The organism is Cryobacterium glaciale (assembly GCF_004402535.1).
Classification (GTDB): domain Bacteria; phylum Actinomycetota; class Actinomycetes; order Actinomycetales; family Microbacteriaceae; genus Cryobacterium; species Cryobacterium glaciale.
This window is the reverse complement of the sequence record NZ_SOEY01000001.1, coordinates 1-14156: the sequence shown is the minus strand read 5'-3', so window position 1 is coordinate 14156 and position 14156 is coordinate 1. Positions and strand designations below refer to the sequence as shown.

The 14156-nt window shown below is 63.7% G+C and carries 13 protein-coding genes, 1 tRNA gene and 1 pseudogene; 9 read left to right on the top strand and 6 right to left on the bottom strand.

Going from position 1 to position 14156, the window contains the following annotated elements:
• Window positions 1–69 precede the first annotated feature (69 nt).
• From E3O06_RS00075 to E3O06_RS00050, 6 genes are all read left to right on the top strand, one after another.
• Window positions 70–2589 carry an MMPL family transporter gene (locus E3O06_RS00075; RefSeq protein WP_134501017.1) on the top strand — a complete coding sequence of 840 codons (2520 nt, stop codon included), beginning with the start codon at window positions 70–72 and terminating at the stop codon, window positions 2587–2589.
• Between the two features lie 141 nt (window positions 2590–2730).
• Window positions 2731–3051: a DUF2249 domain-containing protein gene (locus E3O06_RS00070; RefSeq protein WP_134501016.1), complete on the top strand. Its 321-nt coding sequence runs from the start codon at window positions 2731–2733 to the stop codon at window positions 3049–3051.
• A 9-nt stretch (window positions 3052–3060) separates the two neighbouring features.
• Window positions 3061–5670, top strand: a complete 2610-nt coding sequence (locus E3O06_RS00065) for a multicopper oxidase domain-containing protein (RefSeq protein WP_134501015.1) — start codon at window positions 3061–3063, stop codon at window positions 5668–5670.
• Window positions 5671–5809: 139 nt separating this feature from the next.
• Window positions 5810–6379 (top strand): hypothetical protein, encoded by a 570-nt coding sequence (locus E3O06_RS00060; protein ID WP_134501014.1) that lies wholly within the window; start codon window positions 5810–5812, stop codon window positions 6377–6379.
• 56 nt (window positions 6380–6435) lie between these two features.
• Window positions 6436–7872, top strand: coding sequence for a glycosyltransferase family 2 protein (locus E3O06_RS00055; RefSeq protein WP_134501013.1), 1437 nt, complete (start codon window positions 6436–6438; stop codon window positions 7870–7872).
• A 5-nt stretch (window positions 7873–7877) separates the two neighbouring features.
• Window positions 7878–8138: a hypothetical protein gene (locus E3O06_RS00050; RefSeq protein WP_241979770.1), complete on the top strand. Its 261-nt coding sequence runs from the start codon at window positions 7878–7880 to the stop codon at window positions 8136–8138.
• On the opposite strand, the gene E3O06_RS00045 is transcribed toward E3O06_RS00050, so the two are convergent.
• The 3 genes from E3O06_RS00045 to E3O06_RS00035 are packed head-to-tail and all read right to left on the bottom strand — an operon-like array spanning window position 8128 to window position 9816.
• Window positions 8128–8541, bottom strand: coding sequence for a DUF1294 domain-containing protein (locus E3O06_RS00045; protein WP_134501012.1), 414 nt, complete (start codon window positions 8539–8541; stop codon window positions 8128–8130). The two genes, E3O06_RS00050 and E3O06_RS00045, sit on opposite strands and share 11 nt — an antisense overlap.
• A gap of 9 nt (window positions 8542–8550) precedes the next feature.
• Window positions 8551–9042, bottom strand: coding sequence for a carboxylesterase family protein (locus E3O06_RS00040; protein WP_134501011.1), 492 nt, complete (start codon window positions 9040–9042; stop codon window positions 8551–8553).
• A gap of 36 nt (window positions 9043–9078) precedes the next feature.
• The gene (locus tag E3O06_RS00035) at window positions 9079–9816 is read right to left on the bottom strand and encodes a flavodoxin family protein (RefSeq protein WP_134501010.1); all 738 of its coding nucleotides are present in this window, start codon (window positions 9814–9816) and stop codon (window positions 9079–9081) included.
• A gap of 417 nt (window positions 9817–10233) precedes the next feature.
• Here E3O06_RS00035 and E3O06_RS00030 point away from each other — a divergent pair.
• Window positions 10234–10306 (top strand) — tRNA-Arg (locus E3O06_RS00030).
• Window positions 10307–10362: 56 nt separating this feature from the next.
• Here E3O06_RS00030 and E3O06_RS00025 read toward each other — a convergent pair.
• From E3O06_RS00025 to E3O06_RS00015, 3 genes and pseudogenes are all read right to left on the bottom strand, one after another.
• A complete protein-coding gene (locus E3O06_RS00025) occupies window positions 10363–11403 on the bottom strand; it encodes a tyrosine-type recombinase/integrase (RefSeq protein WP_134501009.1) in 1041 nt (346 codons plus the stop codon).
• A 273-nt stretch (window positions 11404–11676) separates the two neighbouring features.
• Window positions 11677–11900 (bottom strand): annotated as a pseudogene (locus E3O06_RS00020) (IS4 family transposase); the annotation flags it as partial.
• A gap of 280 nt (window positions 11901–12180) precedes the next feature.
• Window positions 12181–12954, bottom strand: coding sequence for an ice-binding family protein (locus E3O06_RS00015; RefSeq protein WP_134501008.1), 774 nt, complete (start codon window positions 12952–12954; stop codon window positions 12181–12183).
• Window positions 12955–13278: 324 nt separating this feature from the next.
• Here E3O06_RS00015 and E3O06_RS00010 point away from each other — a divergent pair, with 324 nt between their 5' ends.
• Together E3O06_RS00010 and E3O06_RS00005 are read left to right on the top strand one after the other, a co-directional pair.
• The gene (locus E3O06_RS00010) at window positions 13279–13476 is read left to right on the top strand and encodes a hypothetical protein (RefSeq protein WP_134501007.1); all 198 of its coding nucleotides are present in this window, start codon (window positions 13279–13281) and stop codon (window positions 13474–13476) included.
• A 253-nt stretch (window positions 13477–13729) separates the two neighbouring features.
• Window positions 13730–14044 (top strand): Mu transposase C-terminal domain-containing protein, encoded by a 315-nt coding sequence (locus tag E3O06_RS00005; RefSeq protein ID WP_241979769.1) that lies wholly within the window; start codon window positions 13730–13732, stop codon window positions 14042–14044.
• The last annotated feature ends 112 nt before the right edge of the window (window positions 14045–14156 follow it).

The window sequence follows — 14156 nt, the reverse complement described above, 5'->3', positions numbered from 1 at the left end:
TGACGCGACGCGAGACGCTACAACGGCCGCTCGACCACTGAACCCTCCCCGTAGAAAGAACCTGAGAATATGGCATCGCTCCTCTACCGGCTCGGGCGGTTCTCCGCCCGCCGAGCCTGGCCGGTCATCGTCGCCTGGATGGTCGTTCTTGGCCTCGCGGTCGGTGCCTTCGCCGTCTTCGGCGGAACACTCACCTCGTCCGTCAGTATCCCGGGAACCGCCACCCAGGCGGTCAGTGACGAGCTGGCTGAGAAGTTCCCCTCGGCCAGCGGTGGGCGTGGCACGGTCATCTTCACCACAACGGATGACTCCACCTTCACCGACGCGCAGAAGACCGCGATCGGTGACCTGCTCACCCGCACCGTCGAACTCGACAGTGTGAAATCGGCGACGAACCCCTTCGAGACCCAGACTCAGATCGATGATCAGTCCCAGCAGGTCGTAAACGGCCGACAGGCAATCGCTGACGCAACGGCGCAGCTCGAGGCTGGGCAGGCCCAGATCGACGCGGCCACGGCTCAGGCCGACGCCGGGCAGGCGCAGCTCGACGCCAGCCGCACGCAGGCCGAGGCCGCGGGGCAACTCGCCGCCGCACAGCCGACCCTCGATGCGCAGCAAGCTCAGCTCGACGCGGGGCGAACGACGATTGCCGAGCAGCAGGCCACCCTGGACGCGAGCCGCACGGAACTCGAAACCCAGAGCACCACGCTGGAACAGGGAGCCGATCTGCTCGACCTGGCCGCGGGCATCCGTCAGGTATCGTCCGACAAGACCACCGCTGTCGCGAGCGTGCAGTTCGACACGTCGCTCAATCTGGTGCCGGCCGAGTCGAAGGAAGCCGCTGTTGCGGAGATGAGCAACGCCGGGATCGACGGCGTCACGGCCGAGGTCTCCAACGACATTGCCTCCACCATCCCCGAGATCCTCGGCCCGGGAGAGATCGGCGGCGTGATCGTTGCGGCGATCGTGCTGTTGGTGATGCTGGGAACCCTGATCGGCGCGGGGCTGCCGTTGTTGAACGCGCTGATCGGCGTCGGCGTCGGTGTGCTCGCATCCCTCGCACTGTCGGGATCCGTCGAGATGCTCTCCGTCACCCCGGTTCTGGGAGTGATGCTCGGACTCGCGGTCGGAATCGACTACTCGCTCTTCATTCTCAACCGGCATCGCACCCAGCTGAGCCATGGTCTACCCCTCCAGGAGTCGATCGGACTGGCGAACGGCACCTCCGGAAACGCGGTCGTGTTCGCGGGCGCCACGGTGCTCATCGCCCTGCTCGCCCTCAACCTCACCGGCATCCCCTTTCTCGGGCTTATGGGCACGGTCGGTGCCGTTTGCGTCTTCGTTGCGATTCTCATTGCGATCACGCTGACGCCAGCGGTGCTGGGCCTGGTCGGCACGAAGATTCTCACGAAGAAGGCCCGCGCCCGGGTTGGCCACGCCAGCAACTCGGCCAAGGTGCCGGTCAAGCCGATGAACACGGTGCGCGCCGTCGTCACTGTGGTCGTGGGCATTGTCGTGCTGCTCATCGTGGCCATCCCCGCGCTCTCGATGCGCCTCGGACTCCCCGCGGGCTCATCCGAACCGCTGGGCTCGAGCGCCTACAACGCGTACAAACTGGCGGACGATAAATTCGGGGCCGGCGTGAACGGTCCGTTGCTCGTCGTGGCCGATCTCGAGACAGCCATCGCCCAGGACGAACTGCTCGCCGAGCAGGTGCGCATCGGAACCGCACTGAGAGCAGAGAATGATGTCGTCGCCGTCGCGCCGATCGGAGCATCCGACGACGACCTGCTGCTCGCCTTCCAGGTTATTCCGGCAGAGGGGCCGACCAGCGAATCGACCGAGCAGCTGGTCCGGGACCTCCGTGGTCTCGACCTCGACGGTGTCACCTCTCTCGGCGTTGCCGGCAACGCGTCCGGAAACATCGATGTGAGCGAAAAACTCGCCGCGGCGCTCCCGCTGTACCTTCTCGTTGTCGTTGGGCTCTCGCTGATCATCCTGATCTTCGTGTTCCGCTCGATCCTCGTACCGATCACCGCGACCCTCGGCTTTGTCTTGTCGCTGTTCGCGTCGTTTGGAGCGATCACGGCGGTCTTCCAGTGGGGCTGGCTCGGGGCAGTGTTCGGCATTCATGACCCGGGGCCGATCCTGAGCTTCCTGCCCATTCTCGTCGTGGGCGTGCTGTTCGGACTGGCGATGGACTACCAGCTGTTCCTAGTGAGCGGCATGCGCGAATCGTACGTGCACGGCGCCTCGGCGCGTCTCGCCGTGCAGCGCGGGGTGCACGCCGGACGCACCGTGGTCATCGCCGCCGCTCTCATCATGGCTTCGGTCTTCTCCGGCTTCATCTTCTCGAACTCGGTGATGATCCAGTCGATCGGCTTCGGTCTCGCCGGTGGCGTACTGCTCGATGCGTTCGTGGTGCGGCTGCTGATCATCCCGGCCGTGATGCACCTGCTCGGTGACGCGGCCTGGTGGCTGCCGAAGTGGCTCGATCGTATCCTGCCCAACGTGGATGTGGAGGGCGCGTCGCTCGAGCGATCGCACCCGGTGGCCGTCGCCGAGCGCGTCCCAACGCCGGTCGCCTGACCGATCTCGAGAGCGGGTGAGTGGATGCTCCAACACCTGGAGGAGCTGCTTACCCGCTCTCGCGAGAGGGCCGGTGTATTAAACGGAAATAAATGCTCTAAAATGGAGGTGCTGTTGTTCGCACCGATCCGAGGAGACACCATGACCGCCGAACCGATCCGTATCACTGCCGGGCCGACTGCCCACGCGCACGAGCCCGCTGCGGCGACGTGTACCTGCGGTCACGACGACAGCGAAGCCATCGTTCTCGATAGTCGCACCATCCCGCACGCGATCCGTCACGCCACGATCTTCGGTGCGCTGGGGGCAATCCAGCCCGGAATATCGCTCGACCTCAAGGCGTCGCACGACCCGCTGCCGCTACTGGCCCAGCTCGAACGAAACCACCCGAACACTTTCAGCATCAGCTACCTCGAGAGTGGTCCCGATGTGTGGACCTTGCGCCTGACCCGTATCGCCTAGCCGTCCCTCATGAAACCCAGCCTTAAACGCCGGCTGTGGCATCAGGTCACCGGCATGCTTGTGCCGGTCTGGCTGATCCTCGGACTTGTCAGCGTCGTCCTCTATCGAGGATCGTCGTTCGGGCCCTGGCTCATGGTGCACCTGCTGCTGCTTGGCGCACTCTCGACCGCGATCCTGGTCTGGAGCCAGCACTTCGCCGACAGCCTGCTGAAAAACACCGCCCCGGGCGGCCGGTACTGGCTTGGCGTTCGGCTGACCGCGCACACGGTCGGCGCGGCGCTGGTGATGATCGGGATCACCGGGGCCTGGTGGCCTGTTGTACTCACCGGAGGAATTCTGGTCGGGCTCAACGCCGTCGTCCACGCCACAATTCTCGTGCGGCAGCTGCGCGGCGCGCTCCCGGCCCGGTTCGCGCCACTGGTGCGGTATTACATTGCTGCGGCCGGATGCCTCTCGCTCGGTGTCACCCTGGGAATCTTGATGGCCCATCCCGGCAGCGCGGCGGTGGGGGACTATCACGAGCGGCTCTACATCGCGCACATCGGGCTGAACCTGCTCGGCTGGGTCGGGCTGACCGTCATTGGAACCGTCGCCCTGCTGCTCCCGACCGTGCTGCACTCCCGGGTACTGTCGACCACCCAGGCGGCCGCCCGCCCCACTCTGCCAATTCTTCTGGCCGGACTGGTGATTCTGGGCACCGGCTCATACGCGGACTCACGAATCATCACTGTGGCGGGTGTGCTGATCTACCTGGTCGGCTTCGCCCGGGTGCTTCGGGAATTGGCTGGTCATCTTCGCCGCTCGCCCGCGGTCAGCTATGCCGGGGGGAGTATCACTGCGGCCCTGGTCTGGTTCGCACTGTGCGCCCTCGGTTTTGCCGTCGTTGTTGTCACCGCTGCCAGCTGGGCGGATGCCGTGGCCGGCCTCAAAGCGCTCGTGCCGTACTTCGCGGTCGGCTTCGGCGGCCAGATCATGATCGGTGCGTTGAGCTTTCTCATTCCGGTCGTGCTCGGCGGAGGGCCGCGGGCGTTCAGGGCCACCGCGCACGAACTCGATCGTGCCGGGCTGTTCCGAGTGAGCGTCGTCAATGGTGCACTCGTTCTCACCCTTCTGCCGGTGCCCGACCTCGTCACCGCCGCGCTCTGGGTGGTTATCCTCACGACCCTCGCCGCGTTCATCGTTCTGATGGTGCGGGCGCTGCGCATCAATCGAAAGACCCGCACTCCTCCGGGATCGGGGCTTCCGCCCCTGGTTCGCGATGCGGCGGAGCCCGCAACGCCGCAGCACTCTCGCACCGGCATGCTCGTCGCGGCCGCGACGACCCTCGCCCTGACCCTCGCCATCGGTGTTGCCCTCGAGCCCGCCAGCACGAGCCTCGCCTCCGGAGCAACCGGCCACACCACGACGGTCGACGTCACCATGATCGACACCCGGTTCAGCCCCGACACGATCGACGTTCCGGTCGGCGACACCCTGGTGATCACCCTCACCAACGCCGACGGCATACTCCACGACCTGGTGTTCGACAGCGGAGTGGACTCCGGCTCGGTCGAGCCCCAGACAACGACGACCGTCGACGTCGGGATCATCGACGCCGACCTGGGCGGCTGGTGCTCGCTTGGCGGCCACCGGCTGCTCGGAATGCTGCTGACCGTGAACGCGATCGGTGCGGACCCGACCGCCGCTGCCGATTCGCACGCGGACGCACTGCGCAGTGACGCATCGGCATCCGCGGCCGACGACCTCGACCCCATGGCCGAGCCGGGAAGCGATTTCGTCGCGCGTGATGCGCGACTGGCGCCCGCGGCATCCGCAACCGTGCACACGAGTACGATGACCGTGAGCAATACCGAGACCGAGGTGGCGCCGGGCGTCACACAGATGCTGTGGACCTACAACGGAACGGTACCAGGACCGACGCTGCACGGCACGGTCGGTGACGTCTTCGAGATCACCTTCGTCAACGCGGGCACGATCGGCCATTCCCTCGACTTTCACGCTGGTTCACTCGCCCCGGACAAGCCGATGCAGACCATCGACCCCGGCGAGGAACTCACCTACCGGTTCACCGCGACGCGGTCGGGAATCTGGATGTATCACTGCTCCACGATGCCCATGTCGGCCCACACCGCCAACGGTATGTTCGGTGCGGTCATCATCGATCCGCCGGGGCTGACCGTCGTCGACCAGGAATATGTGCTGATCCAGTCCGAGTTCTATCTTGGCCAGCAGGGCGAGGAAGGTGACCCGGTCAAAGTGCAGACGCAGCTGCCTGACCTGCTCACCTTCAACGGCTACGCCAACCAGTATGTTGCGGCGCCGCTGATTGCGACCGTCGGTGAGACGGTGCGCATCTGGGTGCTCGACGCCGGCCCCAACTCGAGTAGTTCTTTTCACGTGGTCGGTGGCCAGTTCGACACGGTGTTCTCGGAGGGTGAGTACCTTCTGCGTGACGGCGGCAGCACGGGAACAGGCGGGGCGCAGACGCTCGCGCTGGCACCGGCCCAGGGCGGCTTCGTCGAGCTCACCTTTACCGAAGCCGGTACCTACCCGTTCGTGAGCCATGTGATGTCGGATGCGGAGAAGGGCGCGCGCGGGCTGTTCGTTGTCAGCGACTGAAAGAGCGGCGCGAGCGGTCGGTGGCAAATTCTCGGGCAGCATAAAATAGGAGTCACCTGCACGAGGAAGTGGTGGCGCAATCATTTGGAACCGGTCCCGGCGTCGCGCTGACGCTCACGCACACGTCAGTGAGCCTGACGTGAATGCTGAACTGCCCGACCTCGAGCGCACGGTCGACGAAGGCCTGCTCATCGCGTTATCGGCCGTGCGGATGGCCGTGAAGAACGACATAATCGTCGGAGCGCTGCGGGAGCACTTCGACTACGATTCCGCGCGGTATGCCGACAACGCCCGCAGTGAGCTGCATCGGCTGGCTCGACAGAACGAAGAGTATGCCCGACGGGTCAGCCGCATGGGCAAAGACCTCGCAGCGATGAAGTGGCGGCTGAGCTTCACCGACGACCAACGACACGACCTCAAGCAATTCGCCCTCAGACTGCGGGTGCACGAGCGGTTGACACTCGCCCTGGATGCCGTGGCCGATGATGACGACCAGGTAGCGCGGATCGTGGCGAGCGCGCAACGGTCAGCGAGTGAGGAAGTCAGCTCGGCGGTCTCGTCCAAGCTCATCGAGCTGGCCGTCGACCAGCGCGAGCCCGACTACGCCGAACATCGCGGTGAACGTCTGGAAGCGTTCGTCCTCATCAACCTCGCAATTCTGAAAGCCAAGCACGACGCTGAGACCGGCCCCGAATTCAACGAGTACTGAACCTTCAGAGCGAATGGCACAGCAAAACGACATATCCCTCCAATAAAATCCCCCACATGGGGGTTCAACAATTCAGCCGTTCGGTGGGCCTTCTGGTCGCCGCGACTGCCACCGGAGCCGCGACACTGCTCTGGATCGCCGTAGCCTCAGACGAGCCCGTATCGGGCCAGACCGTCGACGAAGGTTTGTTGCTCGGCGTCTGGACCTACCTCTATGCCCTGGACATACCCGCTCCCCGGGTACTTCTGGCAGCCGTTGCCCTGGCGATCTTCTTCGCGGCAGGCGTTGCCCTGATCGAACGCCGGGTGACCAACAAGTCGCGAAGGTCGTCGGACTACCGCACGGCCCCGCTGGCGCCCAAGATCGTGATGGCAGCCACTCGAGGAGTTTTCGCGGGTCCGGTCGCGATCACCGTGTTGATTCCCGCCCACAACGAGGAAGCGTCGCTGTCGGCCACACTCTGCTCTCTCCTGTCGCAATCCCACCGGCCCGAACGGGTCATTGTCGTCGCCGACAACTGCACCGATGGGACTGCGGCCATGGCGCTGAGTCATGGAGTCGAAGTTTATGAGTCGGTGGGCAACACCAAAAAGAAGGCGGGCGCCCTGAACCAGGTTCTGGCGCGCATTCTGCCGGACCAGGGCGACAACGACATCATCATGATCGTCGACGCGGATACGACGCTGGATGCTGGCTTTCTCGAGGCCGGCGTCGCCCGTTTTACCAGTGATCGTGCGCTGATGGCGGTTGGAGGACTGTTCTATGGTGAACCGGGCTCCGGGTTGCTCGGACAAATGCAGCGTAATGAGTACGTGCGCTACTCCGCCCAGATCAAGCGCCGTCGCGGGATGGTCTTCGTGCTGACGGGAACGGCATCGATGTTCCGGTCCCGTGCGCTGCGGGAGATCGCGAGCAATCGCGGCTCCGCCATTCCCGGACAAAACGGTGATGTGTACGATACCCGAGCGCTCACCGAGGACAACGAGCTGACGATAGCGTTGAAGTCGCTCGGAGCGCTCATCATCTCGCCGTCGGAGTGCACGGTGGTCACCGAGGTCATGCCCACACTGCGCAGCCTGTGGGTGCAGCGCCTGCGCTGGCAGCGCGGTGCTTTGGAAAACATCGGCGCGTACGGCATAACGCCGTCCACCCTTCGGTACTGGGCCCAACAGCTCGGCATCGGGTACAGCGTGATCGCCCTCTCGGCCTTTCTGTTTCTCATTGTGCTGACGCTGTTGTCGGTGAACGGCTGGGTCTGGTTCCCCTTTTGGCTGGGTATCGGCACCATTTTCACGATTGAGCGCGTCGTTTCCGTCTGGAAGGGCGGCTGGGCAGCCCGTGCACTTGCCGTCACGGTGATTCCGGAGTTGCTCTTCGACATGTACCTCAATGCCATCTATGTCAAGGGAATCATTGACATCACGCGCGGGCGGCAGGGGAGCTGGGGGCACGTGAAGCAGCCGATCACACAGCGATCGGCCGTGATCAAATGATCAGCATGATGTTGGCACCCGTGGGTATCCTGCTCCCGGGGTCGGTGCTGCAATCCGACTTCTTTGCCATCCTCGCGACGTTCGTTGCAATCAATACGGTCATGTATGCGGCGCTCGCGATCGCGAAGATATTGCCGAGGGTGTATCTCGGTGACCTCGTGCCGGGCCAGCGCCGCCGCCTCGAGACCCGAAGCATCTACCCCGAGTCTGATCCGGATGCGGTTGCGCCGCGACGGCAGGGCGAAGAACCCGAATTTACAGCGTGAGGAGCGTCGGCACCGCATGAGCAATCAAGCGATCGATCGCGGGTGAGCTCAGGGCGACGAAGAGACCGACGTTGAGTACGACCGAGGCCCAGAACGCCTCGCGAAAGCGCTTCTTCTGGGTCTTGTGACGCAACACCTGTTGCGCAATGATCGCACCGGGCCAACCGCCGATGAAGCCCCAGAACAGCAGGGTGCGTTCAGACACCCGCCAGCCGCCGGCCCTCGCCCGGCGCTTGTCTGTCGCGTACAGCATGAAACAGATCAGGCTGGCGACCAGGTAGAGCCCGAGCACCCAGAGCGGCCGGGGCCAATACACGGCGACGACCAGGTACACCACGGCGAAGACGGCGATGGCGAGGTAACTGCCCGGGCCCGCAGCGCGGCGGGAGCGGGTGATGACCATCACACCATGCTAGAGGTCACAGTCCGGGCAGAAACCGCTGCCATACGTGGCGGCGCTCACCTCGGCGCTCGTCAGCAGGTCGTTGGGGGCGCCATCGCCGCCCAGCACGCTCACGAAATGTTCGGCCCATTCGTCGGTGAGCGCGCTCGTATAAGCGGCGTTACTCAGCGGGCTCTGCGCGATCGCACGGGCGAACAATCCGTGTGCGGCGGGTGTCGCCATCAGAGTGATGATCGCATTGCCGCCGGCCGACTCCCCGAACACGGTCACGTTGTGCGGGTTGCCCCCAAAAGAGCGGATGTTTGCACGCACCCACTCGAGAGCGGCCACCTGATCGCGGAGCCCCAGATTGTTCTCGATCGGGCGGTCGGGCGTGGAATACCGGCTGAAGTCGAGGTAGCCGAGGGCGCCCAGCCGGTAGTTGAAGCTCACGTCGAGTGCGCCCAGCACGGGCACGGGCGGCGCGAAGGAAGACTCGGCCGAAAGTGTCTGGAGTACCACTGGGTTCCCCGATCTGTCGTATCGTGCTTCGGGTTGCTACCGATATTCCGGGTTCGGCTCAAACCCGAAGCGTTCGCCGCGATCCCAGTCCTGGCGCAGGTTGCCGAAGGCTGGTATGCCGCCGTTCTTCTTCAGGATTGAGGCGAGGTGCATGAGGTTCCAACTCATGAAGGTCGTGTTGCGGTTGGTGAAGTCGTTTTGCGGGCCGCCCGATCCTTCGTCGAGGTAACTCGGGCCAGGCCCGATTTCGCCGATCCAGCCGGAATCGGCAGCGGGCGGAATCGAATAGCCAATGTGCTGAAGGCTGTAGAGAAGGTTCGACGTGCAATGCTTCACGCCGTCTTCGTTGCCGGTAATGATCGCACCGCCGACCTTGCCGTAGAAAATGTACTGGCCCTTATCGTTGAATTCGCCCGAGTGGGCGTAGAGCCGTTCCACGATGCGTTTGGTCACCGAGCCGTTGTCGCCGAGCCAGATCGGTCCGGCCAGCACGAGGATATCGGCGGCTTGCACCGTCCCGAACAGCGACGGCCAGGCATCCGCTTGCCAGCCGTGTTCGGTCATGTCGGGGTAGACCCCGGTGGCGATGTCATGGTCGATGGCGCGAATGAGGTCGACGTGCACTCCCTGCTCCCGCATGATCCGGGCGCTCAGGTCAACGATTCCCTGAGTATTGCTGATCTCCGGGCTGCGTTTGAGGGTGCAGTTGATGAAGACGGCGCGCAGGCCGGAATAATCGAAGGATTCTCGTTCGGTACGACTCGTCTCGTTCACCCGGCTAGTAAATCACCCGACCATACGCGATAACAGGGGTTGATTTTACCGGCGATGGCGCGCCGCTTCCGGGCGCTTCGACGCGGTGGTCGAAGCACCCGGCAGCGACAAGCGCATCCTGCCGCCTACGCGGTACGTGCCCCGCGTCGCACAAGCAAGCCGAGACCGGTCAGGGCGAGCAGGAGGCCGAGCACGCTCACGGGGTTGTCGCTCAGCAAGATCGGTACGGCGATGACCGGCACGATCTGGGTGCCATCGAAACGGTGTCATTCCCAGAAATCTCATCCCGCGATGAGCGCGCCGCCCCACAATTACCGCCGTCGGCCTTCTGGTGGATACGCCGCGGCGCGCAGGTCCCCCGATAGCTGGTATAGTTTTCAAGTTGTCTCCGGGCGTTACAGTTCGCGGGATCGACATGCGCTCGTAGCTCAACGGATAGAGCATCTGACTACGGATCAGAAGGTTGGGGGTTCGAATCCCTTCGGGCGCACAGATAAACCCCCGCAATCATTGAGATTGCGGGGGTTTTGTGTTTCTCTCGAAAATTCAGTCACCACTTTCATTCGCCACATTGGGTCCGACAAGGTCGCCAAGTATCCCTGAGTTGTCGACAATTTTGCGGCCCTTCTTGCCGATGTAGTACTTCGCGGTGACCTTCGAGCCGCCAACTACTGCGACCGCATGCCCGAGCTGCGCTGACGCGGCAGCAAGGCCTGATTCGTTCTCAATCCAGGTCGCGACGGACGCGCGGAGGGACTTCATCTCTGCCCAGACGAGTGGGGATTCGGTCCGGGCTGCGCGCCATGACCGGGCGATATTGTGTGAGTTCACGAAGTTTCCGGTCCCGGTAGAAAAGATGTTTTCTGCGTGTCCATTGAGTTTCGCCTGCCGCTGGAGAGCGTCGAGGGCGAAACGAGGCAAGGTGATTGTGCGCATGCCCGCGGGGGTCTTGGTCCGAGGTTGGAATTTAAGGCCGAGTCCGTCCAGCTCGACGAGGGTTCCGCACACGGCGACCGTTCCCTGCTCGTAATCGACGTCGGAGTGCCGCAGGCCCAGAAGCTCGTTGATTCGTAGCGCAGTCCCGCCCAGAATTTCAACGACGTCCGTGAGTACAAAGGAACGGTCTCGTTGTGCGCCACCGCGGCCGGCGCGGGCCGTGCGCCAGTCAACTATCAACTGCCTCATCTGCTGAAAGTCCTCAATGCTGAGAACTTCAGGTTGTTCGTGCTCGGGTCGCTTCACTTTGGGGGTATCCATCACCAAGTTGTGTGGGAGCGCCTTGTCCAGCACGGCGTCCGCGAGCACTTGCTGAAGCATCCATCTTGCTCGGCGAGCCAAGGACGGCTGGGTTTGAGCGAGCGTCGTGAAGTAGCGCTTGAGTCGGCCCGCATCGAGGTTGCCGACCTCGGTGTTGCCATATTTAAGTAGAAGTGACCGCCTCGCAGTTTGACGATATGCATCCCGAGTCTGTGCCCGACGTAGTGGGTCTCCATCGATTGACCGCAACCACAGCGCGATGGCATCCCTAACCAGAGTTTCAGGCTCAATCTTCTCGATGGCCGTGGTGAACTCCGGTCGAATTGTCACACCGTCGACATCCTTGATGGGTCGGCGCTTGCGTACTGGCTCTGTCGCGGTGAGCAATTTGGTTCTCAGGGCCGCCTCCGCGAAGCCGCACGATCGCTAGTTCGGGAGACCGATCCGGCTGGGGCCAGTCGCGATGGTGACCCGTTTGACGTGCCATTTGGTGTACTTGCGTTTGACCGCGCGGGGATTGGCCCCGATTCTTCGTTTAGGTAGGAGCCGGCGCACGAGTTCGCTGATCGCGTGGTGCCAGAGTGTTCGACGCCGTCGGTCGCGTCAAGGAGAAAAAGCTCCCTGCTGGGCGATGGACCGGCGGGAGATGAGGAGGGCTGCGATGAAGGATATCCGGTCGGGATCTCGGCCTGCTTCGAGGGCGGCGTCGAGCATGAGACTGCGGGTGGCCTAGTGGCAGCAGAGGTGTCCCCGATCTCCTGGAGCACGAGTTCGGGGGATTTGGAGCGCAGCACGGCGCGCGGCCCGCGCTGGTGGGTCTTGAGCTCGTGGACCCCGGGCAGATCACGATTCGAGAGAAGCCGGAGCATGTGACCGTCATTGAGGCCCGGTGATTGCGGCGCTGGCTCCTGAGTCTTCCCGATGCCTCGAGCTGCCCGATCTCGAAGAGCTGGTGGTCGATATCGACGACCCGGCGACGTGGGAAGCGCGGCCGACGAGCGCTCCCAGCGACGTCATGGCCCGGTTCAGGGCGCTCGACGCGAGCGAAGGGGCCGGGGAGAACAACGGATGTCGCCTCCCCGGCCCGTATTGCGGCCTGCGAAGTAGTTATTCTACCGGCTCGGTGACGGTGTTGCTCTGCAGGGTGACCGCGGTCTGCGCCAGCAGGCGCCCGTTAATCGATGCGCCGGTGTTCATGGCGATCATGGTCTTGCTCAAGATGGTGCCCTCGAAGTGGGCGGTGGTGCCGAGGGTCACGGCGCCGGCGGTCTGCCAGAACACGTTCTTGGCCTGAACGCCGCCCACGAGGGTTACGTTCTTAGCCGGCGCCTGGTCGATGTTGCCGGAGATCTGGAAGACGAAGACGTCGTCCGGACCACCGGAGAGTTTGACATCGCTGGAGAGTGAAACGTCGGTGCTCCACGTGTAGAGGCCTGGTACGAGGGTGCGTCCGCCGATCTCGCCGGCACCGAGGTTGACGAAGTCGGGGTTCACGCGCCCGGCCGCATCCGTGTACGCGATGCCCATGTCGCCGACGGCGCTCGTGAGCAGCGTGGCATCCGTGACCTTGCACGGCGGGCCTGCGGCGTCAACCGAGAAGATCGTGCCGGTCACCTCCGGGCAGGTCAGCAGGATGGCGGCACCGCTGATCGGGCTCGACCCAACGTTGCCCGTGACAGCGGATGAGGGGACATCCGTCACCCCGGTCTTGGACAGGATTGCGAAGGTACCGGCAACGCCGAGGGCGACGGGCGTTTGGGGGATCGAGTCCGCGGCGGCTGCTCCGCCAAAGCCGGCGCTGCCGACTCCGACCACTGCGACGGCCAGCAGTGCAGCCAGAAGTCGTTTGCGCGGGTTGGATCGATGCTGGAATTTAGTCATAGTGTTTTCCCTCTCAATGGACCTGCAGGATGCGGATCTGGGCAGGGCCGCGGTGGGCGCGGTCTCCGATGTTGCACATCGGGATCTAAGCGTTGGCCAACTGCTCCCCTGGCCTAATCCACCCAAAAAAAAGAGAGCCCCCGGTCCCACGCTTGACAGACGTCCACCACGCACACATGTGCACGCCCCACGGGACCGGTTCCAACGAATCGAATCTGTCTACCCCAACAGTAGGGGGCACCTCATCCGCTCAGCACCCAGCACGGAGTCGTGTTCTCCTAACGTTCATGTCGGCCAGACCCGCCTCGTAGGTTGAGCCTGTCGATGCCCCTCACGCTCATGCTCTGGCCCGACAGCCCCGACCATACCGTCGAGCTGCTCGGCGCGGATTCCCGGCTCTCCACCGAACTGATCGAGGCTTACAACGAGTCCATGCGCGAGCTGCTCGCCGAAGCGGTCGGCGACGTTGTCCCGGCGAGCGAGGCGGCCGAGTTCACCGAGCTGCTCCTGGCCTTCACCTGAGCTGCGACGCCCGCTTTCTAGACCGGCGGCACCTCTCCAGCCGAACACTTCGTCCTGCGGTAACCAACCCGCGCATATCAGCCTGACCATGCGTCGATAAGACGCGCTCGACACTTCGGCCCCGGCGATCAGCCCACCAGCACCCTTGACTCAGTCTCTGGGTTTGTGTGGTCAAGGCAAGAGAAAAGCGCTCTTGCCTTGACCACACAAACCCAACAACTCTCAGCTACGGGTGCCGCCGCAGAATGCCCTCTTGACAAAATCCCCTACATATCAGCGCTTCCTCGCGGCGACGCTCGCCCCATTCGTCGGGCAGACCATCACGATCCGTTATGACCCCCGCGACATTCCCGAGATCCGGGTCTATGACCGCGACACCTTCGTCTGCGTCGCCGTCGACGAAGAGCACCCCAACCTCCGGCTCAGCCTGCGCGACATCGAGGCGGCCCGCCGCGCCCGCCGGCGCGAACTCCATCACATCATCAACGAACGCATCCCGGCCGTCGCCGTCCGCGAGGAACTAAGCCTGAATCCACCGGTCGACCTTGAGGTTTTAACGGCGCGTTAAACTGAGAATGCCCCTCTGACCAGCTAAAATAGTTGTTATCTAGACAAACTATTCAACGCTCAGGGAGACATCTCGTAGATGCAACTTTCTCACACTCACCGGTCCTTATCTG